15 protein-coding genes are annotated in these 19,189 nt (G+C 61.1%); 6 read left to right on the top strand and 9 right to left on the bottom strand.

What is annotated here, in order from left to right:
* Position 1 precedes the first annotated feature (1 nt).
* Positions 2-1,300, top strand: coding sequence for an efflux RND transporter periplasmic adaptor subunit (locus tag ACGKZZ_RS06550; RefSeq protein WP_411222680.1), 1,299 nt, complete (start codon positions 2-4; stop codon positions 1,298-1,300).
* The gene (locus tag ACGKZZ_RS06545; protein WP_411222679.1) at positions 1,297-4,419 is read left to right on the top strand and encodes an efflux RND transporter permease subunit; all 3,123 of its coding nucleotides are present in this window, start codon (positions 1,297-1,299) and stop codon (positions 4,417-4,419) included. The genes ACGKZZ_RS06550 and ACGKZZ_RS06545 overlap by 4 nt, the downstream gene beginning before the upstream one ends.
* Before the next feature lie 85 nt (positions 4,420-4,504).
* On the opposite strand, the gene ACGKZZ_RS06540 is transcribed toward ACGKZZ_RS06545, so the two are convergent.
* Positions 4,505-5,980 carry a catalase gene (locus tag ACGKZZ_RS06540; protein WP_411222678.1) on the bottom strand — a complete coding sequence of 492 codons (1,476 nt, stop codon included), beginning with the start codon at positions 5,978-5,980 and terminating at the stop codon, positions 4,505-4,507.
* 321 nt (positions 5,981-6,301) lie between these two features.
* Here ACGKZZ_RS06540 and ACGKZZ_RS06535 point away from each other — a divergent pair, with 321 nt between their 5' ends.
* The 3 genes from ACGKZZ_RS06535 (at position 6,302) to ACGKZZ_RS06525 (ending at position 9,068) form a co-directional block, all read left to right on the top strand.
* Positions 6,302-7,009: an SDR family oxidoreductase gene (locus ACGKZZ_RS06535; protein WP_411222677.1), complete on the top strand. Its 708-nt coding sequence runs from the start codon at positions 6,302-6,304 to the stop codon at positions 7,007-7,009.
* 104 nt (positions 7,010-7,113) lie between these two features.
* Positions 7,114-7,686: a TRAP transporter small permease subunit gene (locus ACGKZZ_RS06530; protein WP_411222676.1), complete on the top strand. Its 573-nt coding sequence runs from the start codon at positions 7,114-7,116 to the stop codon at positions 7,684-7,686.
* Positions 7,686-9,068, top strand: a complete 1,383-nt coding sequence (locus tag ACGKZZ_RS06525) for a TRAP transporter large permease (RefSeq protein ID WP_411222675.1) — start codon at positions 7,686-7,688, stop codon at positions 9,066-9,068. The genes ACGKZZ_RS06530 and ACGKZZ_RS06525 overlap by 1 nt, the downstream gene beginning before the upstream one ends.
* A 90-nt stretch (positions 9,069-9,158) precedes the next feature.
* On the opposite strand, the gene ACGKZZ_RS06520 is transcribed toward ACGKZZ_RS06525, so the two are convergent.
* The 4 genes from ACGKZZ_RS06520 to ACGKZZ_RS06505 all read right to left on the bottom strand — a co-directional run bounded on the left by ACGKZZ_RS06520 (position 9,159) and on the right by ACGKZZ_RS06505 (position 14,547).
* Entirely contained in the window at positions 9,159-9,815 is a 657-nt protein-coding gene (locus ACGKZZ_RS06520) for a hypothetical protein (RefSeq protein ID WP_411222674.1), read from the bottom strand.
* Between the two features lie 198 nt (positions 9,816-10,013).
* Positions 10,014-11,102: a TRAP transporter substrate-binding protein gene (locus ACGKZZ_RS06515; protein WP_411222673.1), complete on the bottom strand. Its 1,089-nt coding sequence runs from the start codon at positions 11,100-11,102 to the stop codon at positions 10,014-10,016.
* A 157-nt stretch (positions 11,103-11,259) separates the two neighbouring features.
* Complete coding sequence (ligD, locus tag ACGKZZ_RS06510) at positions 11,260-13,716, bottom strand: DNA ligase D (protein ID WP_411222672.1); 2,457 nt, start codon at positions 13,714-13,716, stop codon at positions 11,260-11,262.
* Positions 13,717-14,547 (bottom strand): Ku protein, encoded by an 831-nt coding sequence (locus tag ACGKZZ_RS06505; RefSeq protein WP_411222671.1) that lies wholly within the window; start codon positions 14,545-14,547, stop codon positions 13,717-13,719. It abuts the gene before it with no gap.
* Between the two features lie 181 nt (positions 14,548-14,728).
* On the opposite strand from ACGKZZ_RS06505, the gene ACGKZZ_RS06500 reads away from it, so the two are divergent.
* Entirely contained in the window at positions 14,729-15,325 is a 597-nt protein-coding gene (locus tag ACGKZZ_RS06500; protein ID WP_411222670.1) for an SDR family oxidoreductase, read from the top strand.
* A 63-nt stretch (positions 15,326-15,388) separates the two neighbouring features.
* On the opposite strand, the gene ACGKZZ_RS06495 is transcribed toward ACGKZZ_RS06500, so the two are convergent.
* The 4 genes from ACGKZZ_RS06495 to ACGKZZ_RS06480 form a co-directional block, all read right to left on the bottom strand.
* Positions 15,389-16,123, bottom strand: a complete 735-nt coding sequence (locus ACGKZZ_RS06495; protein ID WP_411222669.1) for an ABC transporter permease — start codon at positions 16,121-16,123, stop codon at positions 15,389-15,391.
* Complete coding sequence (locus ACGKZZ_RS06490; RefSeq protein ID WP_411222668.1) at positions 16,120-17,055, bottom strand: ABC transporter ATP-binding protein; 936 nt, start codon at positions 17,053-17,055, stop codon at positions 16,120-16,122. Before ACGKZZ_RS06490 ends, ACGKZZ_RS06495 begins: the two co-directional genes overlap by 4 nt.
* Positions 17,052-18,161 carry an ABC transporter permease gene (locus ACGKZZ_RS06485; RefSeq protein WP_411222667.1) on the bottom strand — a complete coding sequence of 370 codons (1,110 nt, stop codon included), beginning with the start codon at positions 18,159-18,161 and terminating at the stop codon, positions 17,052-17,054. Before ACGKZZ_RS06485 ends, ACGKZZ_RS06490 begins: the two co-directional genes overlap by 4 nt.
* 74 nt (positions 18,162-18,235) lie before the next feature.
* Entirely contained in the window at positions 18,236-19,150 is a 915-nt protein-coding gene (locus tag ACGKZZ_RS06480; RefSeq protein WP_411222666.1) for an ABC transporter substrate-binding protein, read from the bottom strand.
* Positions 19,151-19,189: the final 39 nt, after the last annotated feature.

Below are 19,189 nucleotides of genomic sequence, written 5' to 3'. Positions count from 1 at the left end.
TATGCGCCTCGCTCCCCTCCTCGCCGTTCCCCCTGTCGCGCTTGGTATAGCCGTGGCGGTCTGGATGATATCGACCGCGCCCGGCCCGTCACAGGTGGACGGCGAGCGTCCGGCGCTGCCGGTGCGGGTCGTGGCGGTCACGCCCGAAGAGATACGCCCGACGGTCACCGCTTGGGGCAACCTGCGCGCCGCCGACAGGTGGGTTGCGGTCGCCGAGGTGCAGGGCGAGGTGATCTGGCGGCACCCGGATCTCGAACCCGGACGCCTTATCACGGCCGGAACCGAAGTTCTGCGCATCGACCCTGCGGATTACGAGCTGGCATTGGCGCAGGCCGAGGCCGATCTGGCAGCGCTCGAGGCCGAACGAACACAATTGTCGGCTGAGGAGTCTAACACCAGTCGCATTCTGGATCTGGAACGAGACCGCCTTGCCTTGGCAGAAGCCGATCTGACGCGCACGCGATCGCTTGCTGAACAGGGCACCGTACCGCAATCGCGGGCCGACGAATCCGAGCGCGCCACATTGCTTGCCCGCCGCACGGTCGCGGAACTTGAAAACACGCTGAGCCTCGTCCCATCCCGCGAGGCGCGACTGAGCGCCCAAACCGCGCGCAGCGCGGCCGCACGCGACAGCGCCCAACGCTCATTGTCTCGTACCACCATGACGATCCCGTTCGATGTGCGCGTGACCGAGGTGACGGCCGAGCTGTACCAGACGGTTTCCCCCGGACAGGTCGTGATCCGCGGCGACGGGATCGCCACCGCAGAAGTGGTCGCGCATCTGCCGCTCGACGCGTTCCGCCGGTTGATCGCCAATCTGCCGTCCGACAAACCCCTGACCGAGGTGATGCGCGATATTCCGGCAACCGCGCTCGATGTCGTTCTCAGCCCGCTCTCCGATCCGACGCAGGAATGGCCCGCCCGGGTTTCACGGATCGAAGGCGCACTGGACGCCCGCGCACGCACGGTGCCAGTGGTGGTGACGGTCGATGAGCCTTATGCCGGGGCTGACCCGCCCCGACGCCTGCCCTTGGTGCCGAACATGCAAGTGCAATTGACGCTGTCGGGCGCCCCGCTGAGCCAAGGCATCGCGATTCCGGAATCCGCCTATCATTCCGGCATGGTGCGTATCGTCGATGGCGACAACAAACTGGCTCTGCGCCCGGTCACAGCAGCCTTCCGGCAAAACGAACGTGTGATACTGACGGACGGTCTTGCCGCCGGGGATCGGGTTCTTCTTGACGATGTTTCACCGGCGATCCCGGGCTTGCTGCTGAACCCGATCGAGGCCGCGGAATGATCCGCTGGTTCACTGGTCACCCGACAGCGGGCAACCTGTTGCTCCTGTTGATCCTCGCCGCCGGTGTCTTTGCCGCGCCGGGGCTCCTGCGCGAGACATTCCCGGATTTCCGCGCCACCGAAGCCGCGATCACCGTCACCTATCGCGGCGCCAGCGCCGAGGACGTCGAGAGCGCGATCTGCGCGCCGCTTTGGGACGGGGTGCAGGGCGTCGAAGCTCTCGAGACCTTCACTTGCACGGCCCAGACCGGGCGCGCGCAAGCGGTTGCCACGATGGCGTCCGGCAACGATCCGTTGCGGTTCGTGAATTCGCTCCGCACCGAGGTTTCGGCCATCGACACCTTTCCCGAACGCGCCGATCCGGCAATCGTGCGCGAGTTGCACCGCTCTGATCCAGTGACCTCAGTTGCCATTTCGGGCCTGCTTCCCTTGCACGAACTCGATGTCTACGCCGATGCGCTGTCGGATGAGTTGACCGCGCTGCCCGGTGTGGCGACCGTCAACCGCAGCGGACTGGGCACGCGCACGCTCAGCGTGACCGCACAACGCGCCGTGCTTGACAGTCACGGCCTGACGCCGGCCGCCCTTGCCAACGCGATCGCCAGCCAGAACATTGATCTTCCTGCCGGGACGCTGGAAGGTGCCGGAACCGACCGGACCTTGCGCTTCAGCGCGGACCACGACACCGCAGCCGCATTGGCAACGGTTCCGGTTCTTGTAATGCCCAACGGGGCGACGCTGACCCTCGGAGATCTGGCTGTCATCGAGGAGCGCTTTGAGCCGACTTTCGACCGTGCCACCGTCGATGGCACTCCGGCGATCCTGATCGACGTCACGAAGGGGCTGGATGCCGACGCCTTGCGCGTTCTGGACGCCGTGACCGCGCTGGTGGACTCCGAAACCGTGCGCCTGCCTGACGCGATCCGCATCGAGGTGGTGCAGGATGTCACGTCGATCATCCGCGAGCGGTTGTTGATGCTGGTGCAGAACGGAGTGATCGGTCTGGTTCTGGTCGTCGCCGTGATGAGCCTGTTCTTCCGGCCCGGCTTTGCCGTTTGGGCCGCGATGGGCCTGCCGGTCGCCTTTGCCGGCGCGTTCGTCTGGATGGGGCTGACAGGGCTGAGCCTGAACATGATGACGCTGGTGGCGTTGCTGATGGCAATCGGGATCGTGATGGACGATTCCATCGTGATCGCGGATTCGATCGCCGTGCATTCCGCAAAGGGCGCGACGATCGAAAACGTCGTTGCCGGTGTTGGCGCTGTGGCACCGGGTGTGATTTCGTCGTTCCTGACAACCTTTGCCGTATTCCTGCCGCTGGCCTTCCTTGCCGGAGAACTTGGCGCGGTGCTTGAAGTGTTGCCGGTGGTCTTGCTGGCGGCACTGGCTGCGTCGCTGATCGAGGCGTTCCTGATCCTTCCGCACCACCTCAAGAGCGGGCTGAAGGACACGGCGCCATCGCGGTTTCGCGCCCGCTTTGACCACGGTTTCGACATCGTGCGGGAACGCGGCGTCGGACGTCTGGCGGATGCGGCGATCCGCTGGCGCTGGCTGGTTGCCGGACTCGCCATCGGCGCGCTGATCGTCACGGTCGGAGCGCTGGGTGGCGGGATCGTCAAACGCGAGGCGATGCCCGAAATCGACGGCGATGTTCTTGAGGCGCGATTGCTGTTGCCCGCCGGAACCCCGTTGGCACGCACCAGTGAGGCAGTGGCGCAGGTCGAGGCGGCGCTAGATCGGGTCAATGCCGAACTCACGCCCCAGCAACCGGACGAGACGCCGCTGGTGACGCGCCGTATCACCCGTCTGGGCCGCAACCTGTCCGCAAACGAAACCGGAACTCATGTGGCCACCGTCGCAGTCGACTTGCTGGGCGCCGAAACGCGCAGCAGTACTCTGGACGATATTGTCACGCTCTGGCGCGCCGAGATCGGCCCCCTGCCCGGCGTCACGTCGCTGATCCTCACCGAACCAGGCATCGGCCCGCAAGGGATCGCCGTTGAACTGCGTCTGAGCCATCGCGACCTCACGACACTGGAAACCGCGGGCCGCGCGACACTGGCCGAACTTGAAACCTATGCCGGCGTGCGAAACGCAATTGTCGATTTGCGCCCCGGCGCGCCGGAATTGCACCTGTCCCTGTCGCCCGGTGCCGAGGCGTTGGGACTGACCGCATCGGATGTCGCAGGACAGGTGCGCGCAGCATTTCTTGGCACCCAGTTGACTGAAATTCGTCGCGGCGATCTGGCATGGGATCTGGAAGTGCTGCTCGCGGACGATGACCGCGCCACACGCGCCGATCTTTCGGAGTTGGAAATTGCCCTGCCCGCTGGCGGGACCGTGCCACTGGCCAGCATCGCGCAGATCGAGGACGCGCGCGGCTGGGGCAGCATCAGCCGCCGCAATGGCCAGCGCACGCTCACGGTGGCGGCAGATGTCGACGGCCGGATCGGCAATGCCGACGCCATCACCGCGCGACTGGCCGACGGATTCCTGAAAGAGCTTGCCCTCACCACGCCGGGGCTTCGATTTGACATTGGCGGGCAAGCCGCGAATTCGGCAGAGACGGTCGCTTCGATCCTGCGCGGCTTCGTCATCGGGCTGATCGGGATTTACCTCGTTCTCAGTTTCCAGTTTCGCAGCTACGTCGAACCGCTGATCGTGATGATCACCATCCCGCTGGCGTTTCTCGGGGTGATCTGGGGCCATGCACTGATGGGCTACAATATCTCGATGCCATCGCTCGTGGGGGCGGCGTCACTGGCCGGGATCGTGGTCAATAACGCGATCCTGTTGGTCGGCGTCATCAACACCCGACGCGCCGAAGGCTTGCCCGCATCGGAGGCGGCCGGTCAAGCGGTGCGCGCCCGCTTCCGCCCGATATTCGTGTCTGTGTCGACCACGATCATGGGCATGGCGCCGCTCCTGCTGGAAAGCTCGACGCAAGCGCAGACTCTGAAACCGCTTGTCATCTCGGTTGTCTTTGGCCTGCTGGCTGCAACGGTCTTGATCCTCGTCGTCCTGCCGGCGTTCTATGCGGTGCTGCAAGACATACGGCCAAGTCGAAAGACTGCGCCTGCGGAGGGTCTCGAAAACACCAGGACACGCGACGCACAATAGACGGGGCCGGAGCGGTGGTATTCCGCTCCGGCCCCTGATGTAATCACGTATCGTCCGGCCTTGACGCCGAAACGGTGTGCATCGCTCACATGTCCGCGCTGCGCACCTTGTCTTCGATCCGCGCGCCGACATCGCCGTCGATATTCTTCCAGTATTCGAAGGCGCGGCCCAACACCGGCTCGCGCACGCCGGACAGGCTGGCTGCGACCTGATCAACCAGCTTTGCTCTCTCCTCGTCATCGAACACGTCGCGCACCAGAGTGCCCGGCTGGCTGAAATCGTCATCGTCAGGGCGCAGATTGTATGCGCTGCGGACCATCTCGCCATCGGCTTCCCAACCATCGTCCATCGGCCCCTCTTCGTCAGCCCACGGGCGATCACCGCTGTTGGGCACGTAGACAGGCGCGTTGCCGGTGTGGTGATAGGCCATCTGTCCGTCGAACATATAGGTGTTGACCGGCACCTTCGGTTGGTTCACCGGCAGTTGATGGAAGTTGACGCCGATCCGGTTGCGCTGTGCATCGGCATAGGCGAACGCGCGGCCCTGCAACATCTTGTCCGGCGACAGACCAATGCCCGGAACCGTGTTGCCCGGCGAAAACGCCGCCTGTTCGATCTGGGCAAAGAAGTTTTCGGGGTTCCGGTTGAGGGTCATTTTTCCGACCCTGATCAGCGGATAATCGGCGTGCGGCCATGTCTTTGTCAGGTCGAACGGATTCAAGCGATAGGTCTTGCCCTCTTCATATGGCATGACCTGGACCGACATGATCCAGCTTGGATGCTCGCCGCGTCCGATCGCATCGAACAAATCGCGGCGGTGGAAATCGGCATCCGCCCCGGACATGGCGGCAGCTTCCTCGTTGGTGAAAAACTCCATGCCCTGTTCGGTGTGGAAGTGGTATTTCACCCAGAACCTTTCGCCGTCGGCGTTCACCCACATGTAGGTATGCGACCCGTAGCCGTTCATGTGCCGCCAGGTCCGCGGCAGGCCGCGCACGCCCATGAGGTAGGTCACCTGATGGGCGCTTTCCGGGTTGTTGGTCCAGAAATCCCACTGCATATGATTGTCACGCAGGCCGGAATCCGGAAGCCGCTTCTGGCTGCGGATGAAGTGAGGAAACTTCATCGGGTCGCGCACGAAGAAAATCGGAGTGTTGTTTCCGACGAGGTCGTAATTTCCTTCGTCGGTATAGAACTTCAGCGAAAACCCACGCACATCGCGCCAGGTGTCCGGGCTGCCCATCTCGCCGGCGACTGTCGAAAAGCGTGCCAGCATGTCGGTGCTGGCCCCTTTCTGGAACAGCGATGCCTTGGTGTAGCGCGACACGTCCTCGGTTGTCTCGAACGTTCCGAAGGCGCCTGCACCCTTGGCATGGGGTTGACGCTCTGGAACCTTCTCACGGTTGAAATGCGCCATCTGCTCAAGAAAATGCACATCCTGCAAAACGATCGGCCCGTCAGCGCCAATGGTCAGTGAATTGCGATCACTTTGCGCCGGTGCGCCCGATCCGGTGGTGGAATGACCAGTTGGCGTGATTTTGTAGTGATCATTGTCTGACATGGAAACATCTCCTTAAAGTCTGGTGGATTGCAGTGCGGTCACGACACCGAATCCCTGATCCGGCGTTGTGAAGCATTAACGGACGTCAATCCAAGAGTCGTCGCTCGCAGATTAACGAAAATTTTCTGCGCCGTCGATCAAAGGTATAGCGCGATTTCGCGGTTTGACCATCCCGCTGACCCGCGACCGAAGATGCCACTTTGTCACTGCTCCCTTGTATCGCAAGCGGTGTGCCTCTTAGGGTCGGCTTCAATCCAGCCGAATACGCTACCTCGACGGTAGGACAAGTGACAGACTTGCGGCGCATCACAGGAGAACTTCATGGATTTGACGAACAAGCGCGTTATTGTCACGGGTGGCAGCGATGGGATCGGGCGGCATATCTGCCTGAAACTTGCCGCCGCGGGAACGCAACTGGCGATTTTGGGCCGTGACACCGATCGCCTGCGCCGCGTTGAGTCGGAATGCACATCTGCCGGTGCCAAGCATGCAATCGGAATCGAATGCGATCTTCAGGACCATGACGCGATTCTTGCGGCTGTCGAAAAGGTGACAGAGACCTTCGGCGGACTGGACATCCTGATCAACAATGCCGGCATCTGGCACAAAACCGGGCCGCTCGATACAATCCCGTCCGAAACCTTACAGGCAACGGTTCAGACCAACCTCACTGGTCTGATGCAGATCACACAGGCCGCGCTTCCGGCGCTGCGGGATAACGACGAAGGCATCGTCCTGAACATCGTCTCGAAATCCGGCGTCGTCGCGCAGGCCGGGCAATCGGTTTACACCGCCACCAAATTTGGCGTGCGCGGATTTACCGAAGTGTTGAAAGCAGACGAGGAAACCACCGGTGTGCGTGTTGGTGGCGTTTATCAGTCAGGCACCAACACGGATATGTTCGCCAAGGCCGGTGAGGATGTCCCGAACCACATTTTCACCGAACCCGATGATCTGGCGGATGTTGTGGTCTTCGTTCTGTCAAGGCCGCCAAAGCTGTGGATACATGATATCCGGATCGAACTCTAGAAACTTGATCCGGCAAGATGGTCTTCCAACAGGCTCGCTTCCAGTTGTCCGACGCAAAAAATCGTGACAAAGGCAGGTGACGTCGCGATAGGAGAATGAGGGTCATGCAGGCCATAGCCAACGCAATACGCATCATCAGCGCCATCAACGCCTTTGTCGGACGCACCGCCTCCTGGCTCGCCCTGGGGATCGTGATCGCGTGTTTCACGGTCGTGGTGCAGCGATACGTGTTCGGTATCAGCTATTTGTGGCTGCGTGATCTTTATATCTGGCTCAACGGCGCGATGTTCACCGCTGTCGCCGGCTTTGCGCTCTTGCGCGGTGACCATGTGCGGGTCGATATTTTCTACCGGCCCGCCAGCATCCGAAAGAAGGCCGTCATCGACCTCATCGGCGTGGTGGTCTTTCTGCTGCCCTTCATGGGCGTCGTTCTGGTCTACTCATGGCCCTTCGTCGCGCGCTCCTGGAGCTACATGGAAGGGTCGTCGAATGTTGGCGGAATGCCGGGTCTCTATGTCCTGAAATCGTTCATCATTGTCTTTGCCGTTCTGGTCGCCTTGCAAGGTATCGCCATGGCCCTGCGCGCGACTCTGGTGCTGGCCGATCGTGAAGACCTGCTGCCAGAGCACTTGCGCTATCCGCCGGATGAAGATGCCTCTCTTGAAGGGACATTGTGATGGATCCGGTTCTGCTGGGCGAGATTCTCGCCAGTCTGATGTTCTTTGGCATCATCGGCTTCCTGATGCTGGGCTTCCCAGTCGCGTTCACTCTTGCGGGCGTGTCGCTGCTCTTCGGTCTTGTCGGCTGGAACTTTGGCGTCTTTGATCCCTCCAACCTTGGCAGTTTGCCGAACCGCTATATCGGCTTCATGTCGAGCGAGGTTTTGGTGGCGGTGCCGCTATTCATCTTCATGGGTGTGATGCTGGAAAAATCCGGCATCGCCGAGCAATTGCTCCTGACGATGTCAAAACTGTTCGGGAACCTGCGCGGTGGTCTCGGTCTGTCGGTGGTGATGGTTGGTGCGATGCTTGCGGCCTCCACCGGGGTGGTCGGGGCCACGGTCGTGACGATGGGGCTGATTTCCCTGCCTGCGATGTTGCGCGCCGGTTATGATCCGAAACTGGCGACCGGCGTTATCTGCGCTTCAGGCACGTTGGGCCAGATCATTCCCCCCTCCACGGTCCTGATCTTCATGGGCGACATGCTGTCCGGGATCAATTCGCAGGTGCAGATGGAAAAGGGCAATTTCGCGCCGGTTCCGGTCTCCGTAGGCGATCTTTTTGCCGGAGCACTGCTGCCCGGTGTTCTGCTTGTCGGGCTTTATGCGGGCTATGTCATCTTCAAGGCGATCACCGATCCCGACAGTTGCCCCGCAACGCCGGTGCCTTACGAAGAACGCAGCGGTCTGTGGCGCGAGGTTGCGGTGGCGCTCGTGCCGCCTCTGTTGCTGATCTTGGCAGTGCTCGGCTCGATCCTTGGAGGTATTGCAACACCGACCGAGGCGGCGTCTGTCGGTGCCGTCGGCGCGATGCTTCTGGCGGCACTGCGCTGGCGACTGTCTCTGGAGATACTGACGCAAGTCGTGATCGCAACGGCGACAATCACGTCGATGGTGTTCATCATCCTGTTTGGCGCAAGCGTGTTCTCCATCGTGTTCCGCCTGATGGGCGGCGACAATCTGGTGCACTCGGTGCTCACGTCGCTGCCGGGTGGTGCGATAACGGCGATGATCGTGGTCATGGCGATCATGTTCGTGCTGGGGTTCATCCTCGATACGTTCGAAATCATCTTCATCGTGATCCCGATCACCGCCCCCGTGCTGCTCGCGCTGGATATTGATCCGATTTGGCTTGGCGTGATGGTCGGGGTCAATTTGCAGACCTCGTTCCTCACACCGCCGTTCGGATTTGCACTCTTCTACCTGCGCGGCGTCGCACCCAACAGCCTGCCCACCAGCGCCATCTATCGCGGTATCATTCCGTTTGTCGTCTTGCAGCTGATTGCAATCGGTTTGCTGTTTGCCTTCCCTGAGATCGTCTTGTGGCTGCCCCGTGGCTGACTTGACGATGAAGCGCTGTCGTTAAAAAAAGGGCGCCCAACTCGGGCGCCCCTAGTACCATCTGTCGCTGGCCGCGAAGGGCTTGACGGCTCAATTGCCCAAAGTCGTGGCGACCAGATCGCGCATGAAATAATCGGTCTGACTGCGCACTTCGACCGCGTCGAGGCGGCTGAACCCACTGTCGATCAATTCGATCCCGGTGCGCTGGAACAGCACTTCCCCGTCGCGAGTTGCGGTGACATCGGCGCGTTTGACCCCGGTCATATACAAAATGATACGCACCTCGTGCGGTAGGCTCGCATTCAATGTGCCCGGAGCAAGGCCCACATCATCAGCCCAAATCGCGTCGATGCGGTTTAGAGTGTACTGGATGCGCAGCGCTTCACGGCCATCGTCATCGCGTAGGATGATGTTGTTTACCGCATCGCTGACCGAGGTCCGCGCGCCGGTCCAGACGATTTGATAGCGGCTGGGTACCGTATGGTTCGGATCGGTGAGAAACTCGGCGCGATCTCCGATCAGCACGGCGCGGCCCATATCAAAGGGTGTGGCATCGGTGATGCGAACAGGCGGACGGATTTCGCCGATTGAGTCCTCTTCGGGAGGTCCGAGGATCGTAGTGCTTCGCAAGAGCGCGAACCCGTTGCTGTAGCGATCCTGATCGACGCGCAAAATCCCCGAGACACCGCACGCGCCAAGTGCGGCAAAGGTTGCAACGGCAAGACTAAAACGTGTGTGAGTAATCATCTGTATTCTCCAAAATAGATAGTCAAAAATGTCGCACCAGAATGCCAGATGACCCAACGTAAAGCAATCTTTCCCTCATAGAGCGCCGCGGCGCTAGGCTTAGACTTGGAGGTGGTAGCCACGATTCAGGGCTGACGGGACAAAAAAAGGGCGCCCAAATCGGGCGCCCCTATTGTCTTGGTAAAATTCCCGTACGTGTCAGATCTCGAAATACTTACGGCGTGCCTCAACAAAAGGCGCGTCTGTCCCTTCGGTGCGCAGCCGCAGGATTTTCAACGCCTCGATAAAGCTCTCAGCGGTACGCTTTGTCAGATCGTCGCCGGAATCGCGCAGGCCGGTGAGGATTTCCTTGGCCGCGTCGGCACCCGCCTTGACGATCTCTTCAGGGAACTGAAGGACCTTGACGCCGTGGTCATTCACGAGCGTCTGGAGCGCGCGAGGATCGTTGGCCACGAAATCAGCGGAGACCTGATCGTATTCCGCCTGACACACATCCCGGATCAACAGCTGAAGATCCTCCGGAAGTGCCTGATACTTGGCCTTGTCGACAACCAGTTCGGTCGCAAGACCCGGTTCGACGAATGAGGGGAAATAGTAGTTCTTGGCAACCTGATGGAAGCCAAGTGCGAGATCGTTGTATGGTCCGACAAACTCGGCCGCGTCGAGCGTGCCCGCCTGAAGCGCCTGAAAGATTTCGCCCGCTGCCATGTTGGTGACGGAGGCACCCAGCTTTTCCCAGACCTGACCGCCAAGACCCGGCGTGCGGAACCGCAATCCCTGCACGTCGTCCAATCCGGTCAGTTCATTGCGGAACCAGCCGCCTGCCTGAACCCCGGTGTTGCCCGACAGGAACCCCTGAACGCCGAACTGATCATAGACCTCGTCCCAGATTTCCTGACCGCCCATCTGCCGCACCCAGGCCGAAAGCTCGCCTGTGGTCATCCCGTAGGGCACCCCGGTGAAAAAGGTGAGAGCCGTGGATTTGTTCTGCCAGTAATAGGCGGCACTGTGGCTCATCTCGGCAGACCCGTCGATCACGGCGTCCAGCGATTGCAGTGGCGGCACCAGTTCTCCGGCCGAGTAGACCTGAATGGTCAGGCGACCGTCCGACGCGGCGGTGATCCGGTCGGCCATGCGCTGCGCGCCGACGCCCAAACCGGGAAAGTTCTTGGGCCAGGTCGTCACCATCCGCCAAGTGATATTGCCCTGCGCCACCGCCGGTGCAGCAAGCGCCGTGAGGCCGGTGCCAGCCAAAGCGGACCGTTTCAGGAAATTACGTCTGTCCATTGAATGTCTCCTCGCATCATCCCGCAGGTCGATCTGACCTGCGATTGTGTGAGGCTAATGAACCCGTCCGCACCACAGATGTCCAGTTCGATCAAGCATTCCGATTTGTGTCAGTATCGCGAGCTCTCGATCCACCCGTTTTCGGTTTCGGCGGAGGTCAGGTCTCTGAAAATTTCTGGAGCGCGTCGATCACACCGTCGCTGAGCGTATGCAAATCCTTCTGCACGGCCAGCCCGGGACAGTCGCGCTTCAAACGGGCGTCCATGTCGGACATCGAAAAGCTGTTTGCGCCGTCAAGCTCTTTCAACTCGTCCCATGTCACGGGAACGGCGACCGGGGCGCCGGGACGGGCGCGAAGTGAATACGAAGCGATCGCGGTTGCGCCCCGTTCATTGCGCAACCAGTCAATAAAGACGCGCCCCTTGCGCTTGGATTTCGACATCGTCGCGGTGTAGCGTTCCGGTTTCTGACCGGCCATGACATGGGCAAACGTCTTGGCGAAAAGTTTCACAGTGTCCCAACCGCGCGTGCGGCGCAGGGCCAGCCAGACGTGCACCCCTTTCCCGCCGGTGACGATTGCGCCGCTGTTGAGGCCCAGTTCCGCCAGTGTGTCACGCACATCGAACGCGGCCTTGCGAACGTCACTCCAGTCAAGCCCTTCGTCCGGATCAAGGTCAAACACCAGTCGGTCGGGGCGTTCCAGCCGGTCGGTGCGTGCGCCCCAGATATGGAACTCGATACATCCCATCTGCGCGGCAGCGACTAGGCTCTCGCGTCGGGTGGCATACAGGTAATTCGCGCTATCGCCATCGCTTTCCTCAATGGCAATGCGCGACAGCTCATTCGGCATACCGCCGCCGTCGTGCTTTTGGAAAAAGCACGCATCCTCGATCCCTGACGGACAACGAAACAATGACAGCGGCCGGTGTCCGGCAAGGTCGAGCAACCGCTCGGACACACGAGCGTAATGCCGCGCCACATCTCCCTTCGTGCAACCCTGACCGGGGAAAACGGGGCGGTCCGCATTGCTTATCCGAATGCCGCTGACAGTGGTTGAGGATTCGTCCGCCATCGCCTTCTCCAACTTGATCTCCGAAGCCATCTTGTCCTCTCTCAAGCCGACGAAGCTTCCATGTCTGACGTAGCCGTCAGCGGTGAATTCGGTGAATTCGATCTCGGCGACAAGCTCGGGCCGGACCCAGCGCGCATTGCGTGCAATTGTGTCAGGCACATCTGCGGACGGAGGTGTCTTGCGCGCTGTCATGCGGTTGCTCAACTCGCTCATCATCGCCTCCGAGAACCCCGTTCCGACGCGGCCTTTATACCTGAGATCGCCATTTTCATGAGTGGCCAGCAGAACCGAGGCAAAGGGCCGGCCTTTCTTGTCCGATGGGGAATATCCGATGATGACAAACTCTTGTCTTTGACTGCATTTGACCTTGCGCCAGGCTGTGCTGCGCGTGCTCCGATACGGGCCATCAACGCGCTTGCTGATAATGCCTTCAGCACCGGCCTTGCAGGCGCTGGCAAAGACGTCCGGACCGTTTCCAATGATGTGCTCGCTGATCCGAAGCGGGCCGTTCCCGATGCCCGACAGCAGTTCCGCCAGCCTCTCGCGCCGGTCGATCTGCGGTGTCTTGCGCAAGTCCTCGCCGTCGATCTGCAACAGATCAAACGCGAAATAGACCAGCGCGTGCCCCTTTTTCAGCGCCATCTGCAACGAGGAGAACGCCGAGCCGTCAATGCGGGCGGCCATCACCTCCCCGTCGATCAGGGCGGACTCGCAGGGCAACGCGTCGAAGGCACCGCTGAGGGCGTGAAATCTGTCGGTCCAATCCTTGCCCGATCTCGTGAACAGCCGCGTGCCGCCCTTGCCCAGCGCGGCGAGGCAGCGATAGCCGTCAAACTTGGTCTCGTGCAACCAGCCGTCACCTTCGGGTGCTGCATCCACCAATGTTGCGAGCTGCGGTCTTATGAAGGCCGGGCGCTTGAGGGCATGGTCGGGCGAAGTGTCGGGGATGTCCTTTGCCGGGGCGTCCTTTTTGATCTCGTCCATCGTCCGACCCGTTTTGACCGAGACTGTATGGTCGCGGGTCAAACCCGATGACGTGTCGCTGGCGTAATCGTCGCGCTCTTTTATCAACAGCCAATTCTCGCGCTTTTCTCCTGACTTCTTGCGCATTCGTACCAAGGCCCAGCCCCCTTTCATGCGCTGGCCTTGAAGAGTGAACTTCAGCTTTCCGTCCTTCAAACCCTTGCTGAAATCCTCTTGCGGAACCCAACTGCCGGTATCCCAAAGCATGACAGTGCCGCCGCCATACTCGCCCTTTGGAATGGTCCCTTCGAAGGTGCCGTAATCCAGCGGATGATCCTCTGTGCGAACCGCCAATCTCTTGTCACCGGGGTTCGAGGACGGCCCTTTCGTGACGGCCCAACTGAGCAGCACACCATTCCATTGAAGGCGAAAATCATAGTGTAGCCGGGTGGCGGCATGTTTCTGGACGACAAAATCGCGCCGTCCATGCACCGCTCCAACCTCACCGCGCGGCTCGGCAGTGCGGGAAAAATCACGCTTTCGGTTATAGTCGGCCAGAGGATCGGTGGGTCTCGCCATCTAGGACGCCTTTTTGCGCGGCGCCTTTTTCTTCTTCTTGCCGTCCGCCTCTTTCAAGCTTTGTTTCAAGGCGCTCATCAGATCGACGACATTGTCACCGGCGTCTGTGCCATCATCGTCGGCGCGAACACGCGGCGTTTTCTTGTCCTTGATCTTGGCATCCAGAAGCGTTTGCATTGCCTCGGCGTATTTATCCCGATACGCACTGGCATCGAATGGCGCGCTCTTGCGGTCGATGAGCGAGGTCGCGACCTCAAGCAGATCGCTGTCGACCTTTTCGTCCTCCATCTCGGTGAAAATTTCGTCTGCTTCCCGCAGTTCGTCTTCGTAGCGTAGTGTTTCCATCAGCAGCCCGTCGCCGCATGGTTTGACCGCCGCCAGATATTCCTTGCCCCGCATCGTGACCTGTCCAAGCCCGACCTTGCCCGCTTCGCGCAACGCGTCTCTCACCACGCGGTAGGCATCTTGCGCCAGATCATCAGAGGCGGTGATATAATAGGGTTTGTTGAAATAGAGCGGAGAAATTTCACACGCATCCACGAATTGCACCAGCTCGAAGGTTTTCTTCGTATCCAGCTTGATGGCTTCGATTTCGTCGGGGTCGAGCAGGACATACTCATCGTCATCCACTTCGTATCCCTTGACGATGTCGTCGGACTTGACCGGACCGATGCCGGGCACGGTTTTTTCGTACCGCACACGTTTGCCGGACGGTTCGTGGATTTGTCGGAATGAGACCCGCGCCCCGGTTTTCGTGGCCGAGAATATCTCGACCGGAATGGATACCAGCGACAGTCTCAGCTGTCCTTTCCAAAGTGCGCGCGGCGCCATGACGGTTTTCTCCTACCTGACATCTGATAACGCACACGCTTATGTGAGGTTCCGCCGGTGGATAACGAACCCCACCCTTGGAACGGACGCTTGCGCGAACCGTTGGGCCTTCAAGCGGCACCCGCCACTCATCACGCAGCCGCCAGGAATCCACGTCACCTGACATAGATTGGAGCATCACATGAATATCCTAGTCGCCGGCGCAACCGGCAAAACCGGCCTTCGTCTGGTTCGCGAGCTGAAATCCAAGGGGCATAACCCGATCGCCTTGGTTCGCCCGTCATCCGACACCAGCGGTCTTCCGTCCGATATAGAGCGCCGTCAGGGCGATCTGACCGAGCTGGATGACGCGGTTTGTGACGGCTGCGATGCAGTTGTCTTTGCCGCCGGTTCCGGTGGTTCCACCGGCCCCGAGATGACCGACAAGGTGGATCGCGACGGCGCCAAAAGCCTGATCGACATTGCCGGCAAAGCCGGAGTTTCTCGGTTCGTCATGCTGAGCAGTGTCGGTGCGGGAAATCCCGAAGACGGCGGCGACCTTGAGCATTACCTGCAGGCAAAACACGATGCCGACGAGCATCTGAAGGCGTCCGGCCTTGACTACGCGATCCTCCGGCCGGTCAGGTTGACCGAGGAAGACGGCACCGGCGACATGCGATTTGGCGATGATGTCGATGTCGAAGCGTCAGCGGCGCGTGGCGACGTTGCAACCGCGCTGGCGCGTGCTGTCGATGATCCTGACTGGAGCGGCAGGGTTGCCTTGATGCAATCGGTATAGGCGATATTCCGGCAGATCCCCACAGGCGGGGTCTGCCTCCCACTTGATCGTCGGCAGCGGCCGTCAGTGCCCCATCCGACGCACCAGCCGTGCCTCGATCTGGACCATCGCGTCGTAGATGAGGACGGCAAACAGGCCGACGATCAGGCCGCCCTGCAAGACATAGGCGGTGTTGTTCGTCAGCAAGCCTGCGATGATCACCTCGCCCAAGGTTCTCGCCGCTACGGTGGACCCGATTGTGGCCGTGCCCAGAGCAATCACGACGGACAAGCGGATACCCGTCAAGGTCACCGGCAGCGCAAGCGGCAGCTCGACGCGCAGCAACCTTTGCCACCGGTTCAGCCCGATACCACGCGCGGCCTCCATGGTCGCGGGCGGGAGCGTCGACAGACCGGTGATCGCATTTTCAAAAATCGGCAACAAACCGTAAAGGAACAACGCCACCAGCGTCGGCCCCGCTCCGAACCCCAAGGCGGGGACCGCCAATGCCAGCACCGCGACAGGCGGAAAGGTCTGCCCCATGTTGGTGATGGTCCGTGACAGTGGCCGGAATGCCGCGCCGACCGGACGCGTCACCAGGATCGCCAACCCCACGGCAACAATCGTCGCCGCCACCGAGGCCGCCGCGACAAGTCCAAGATGACTGAGCGACAGCGACAGCAGCGACGTGCGCTCATAGATCACCGGACCGCCCTCCGGCGCGAGCGGTGCAAAAACGGCCGTGAACCAGTGCGGCTTCAAGACCAATGCAAGAAGCAGGGCCATCAGGATCGGGCGCAAGACCATCCCGATCTTCATGCGTGCGCCTCCGCCCGCGCGCGTATGGCCGCGAGAGTCACCTGTCCCACAGGCTTTCCGTCACGGGTGACAGGAACAGCCGTTCGCCCTGTCCAAAGGCAGGCGGACAGCGCGTCACGCAGGCTTGCACCCGCGTCCAGCGCGGCGCCTTCAGCACTGCCGCTCTCCACGACATCGCTCACCGGTATCAGTGACAAAAGTCGCAACGGGCGTTCCACATCACCCACCATGTCGGCAACGAACTCGGTTGCCGGTCTGGCGATGATCTCGGTCGGGGTGCCATGCTGCACCAGCTTGCCACCATCCATCACGGCGACGAAATCGCCCAGGCGAATGGCCTCCTCCATGTCATGCGTCACCAGCATGATGGTTGATCCCAACCTTTGCTGGATGCGTCGAAGATCCTCTTGCGCACGGGTTCGGATAATCGGGTCGAGCGCGCCGAACGGTTCGTCCATCAACATGAGATCGGGTCGCGACGCGAGCGCGCGCGCCACGCCAACACGTTGCTGTTGGCCGCCCGATAGTTCCGCCGGATAGCGGTCGCGAAATTGGGCTGGCTCCATTGAAAACAGTTCGAGCAGTTCATCGACCCGCGCACGGATTTTCTCGCGTGACCAGTTCAAGAGCTCGGGCACGGCGCCGATGTTGCGGGCGACCGTGTGATGCGGGAACAGCCCGTGGCCTTGAATCGCATACCCGATCCGCCGCCGCAGAATATGCGGCTTGACCGACAGGGTCGACGTGCCGTTGATCCGCACGTCGCCCGAGGTTTGCTCTTCCAGACGGTTGATCATGCGCAGCAGCGTGGTTTTCCCCGATCCCGACGTGCCGACGATCACCGTGATCGTTCCGGTTTCCACCGTCATGGACACGGTATCGACAGCTTTGACCGCATCATAGGTTTTGGTGATCTCATCTATCTCGATCATACGGTGTCCTTTGGTGTTCGGCGTGTCAGATCCACCAGAATGTCCATCACGATGGCCGCAGAGAGGGCCAGCGCAACCGTCGGCAAAGCGCCCAAAAGGATGAGATCGGTCGCGGTTTGATTAAGGCCCTGAAAGACGAACGTGCCAAACCCCCCGCCGCCGATCAGCCCGGCGATCACCGCAAGTCCGATGTTCTGCACCAGCACGATGCGCAATCCGGTCAGGATGATCGGCAGACCAAGGGGCAACTCGACCCGCAACAGGCGCTGCGTCGTTGTCATGCCCATACCGCGCGCAGCTTCGAGCGCCGCCGGCGGGGTCGCCGCAAGACCAGCCACGGTGTTGCCGACCACCGGCAGCAGCGAATAGAGAACCAACGCCAGAAACGCCGGCGCAAAACCGATACCGGCAATGCCGATGGCCTGCGCGCCCGGCACCGTCGCCGCGACCCACCCAAGGAGCGGGATCATCAATCCGAACATCGCGAGCGACGGGATGGTTTGCAAGAAGCTGAGAATAGGCAGGGTCGCGTCCCGCAATTGTGCGCGACGATGACACAGAACACCCAGCGGAAAGCCGATCACCGCCGCTGCGGCCAGCGATCCGAAGGCAAGGCCAAGATGGCGCAGAAACTCTGTGAGCACGGCATCACTGCGGCTGGCGTATTCCTGCATGACAGACAGGTCCGACAGCGCACCGGAGCAGAAGATGACCGCCAGTGCCGCAATCGCCGCGCTTAAGAAGACCCCGCGCATGAGCGGTCCCGGCGAGAGCGCTGCAAGCGCATCGGCCATGAGCAGGACAAGAATGACGAGGAGGAACCAAAACCCGATCGCCGGCGAGACACGGGCGTACTCTCCGGCCCCGTCCAATAAAGTCTCTGCCCCCAGCATCAGCAACCAGAGCGACCCGAGCAAACCGATAACCGCGCCGCATACACGCAAACGCGGCCAAGCCACCGGAAGGCCCAGTGCGAGCCCCGCGAGAATGGCCGCCACGCCCGGAAGCACGAGCGATGGGTCGGCAAGCCCCCAAACCATGACACCGTCGCCGGCGACAATCCGGTTCGCCGCCAGCGTCATCATCGGCGTCATCAATGCGATCAACCCGAGGATGCCGAACAGAACTCCCGGTGCGGAGACCGCCGCACCGGACCTGCTTAAAGATTCCGAACTCGCGATTAGTCTAGAACCCCGATTTGAGTCAGGTAATCGCGCGCAACTGCCTCGGCAGGTTCACCACCAACTTGAATCCGCCCGTTGAGTTTCTGCAAGGTCGCCATGTCCAGATCGGAAAAGATCGGGTTCAGGACGTCCGGGATCGCAGGATATTCCTTCAACACGTCCGCACGCACGATTGGCGCAGGCTCATAAACCGGCTGCACGCCCTTGTCGTCCTGCATCACCACGAGCCCGGTCGCCCCGACCCCGCCGTCGGTTCCATAGACCATCGCCGCATTGACACCCGACGTGCCCCGCGCCGCCGCCTGGATCGTGGCGGCGGTGTCGCCACCCGACAGGATCACCGTCTGATCCGGCGAAAGCGAGAACCCGTAGGCGTCCTGCATCGCGGGCAGCACTGACGGTGACGAGACGAATTCGGTCGACGCCGCAAGCTTGACCTCACCCCCACCGGCGACCCATGACCCGAAGTCGGACATGCTCACCAGCGCGTTTTCTTCAGCCACCGGTCCGGTCACCGCAATGGCCCACGTGTTGTTTGCCGGTGCAGACTCGAGCCAGACGATATCGTTCTCCGCGCTGTCGAGCTCGGCCGCGCGCGCTTGCGCAGCGTCTGCGTCTTTCCAGACATCGCTATCGGCCTCGTTGAAGAAGAACGCCGCGTTACCGGTGTATTCGGGATAGATATCAATCTGATCCGACAGCAGCGCCTCGCGCACAACCTGTGTCCCGCCGAGCTGCAAGCGCCGCTCAACCGGAAGCCCGGCGTCCTCGAGAGCCAAGGCAATGACGTTGCCCAAAAGCCCCCCTTCGGTATCGATCTTGGAAGATACGGTGATATCGGCCGCCGCAACTGACGCCATCGTGCCAGCGACACCGACGGCAATCGCAGCTAAGGTACTTTTTGGTTTCATGATCAAATATCTCCATACAGGCCGCAAACAGATTGGTCG

Origin of the sequence: Marivita sp. S2033, assembly GCF_046592965.1 — a bacterium.
In the GTDB taxonomy this organism is placed as follows: domain Bacteria; phylum Pseudomonadota; class Alphaproteobacteria; order Rhodobacterales; family Rhodobacteraceae; genus Marivita.
This window is presented reverse-complemented; position numbering and strand designations above follow the sequence as displayed.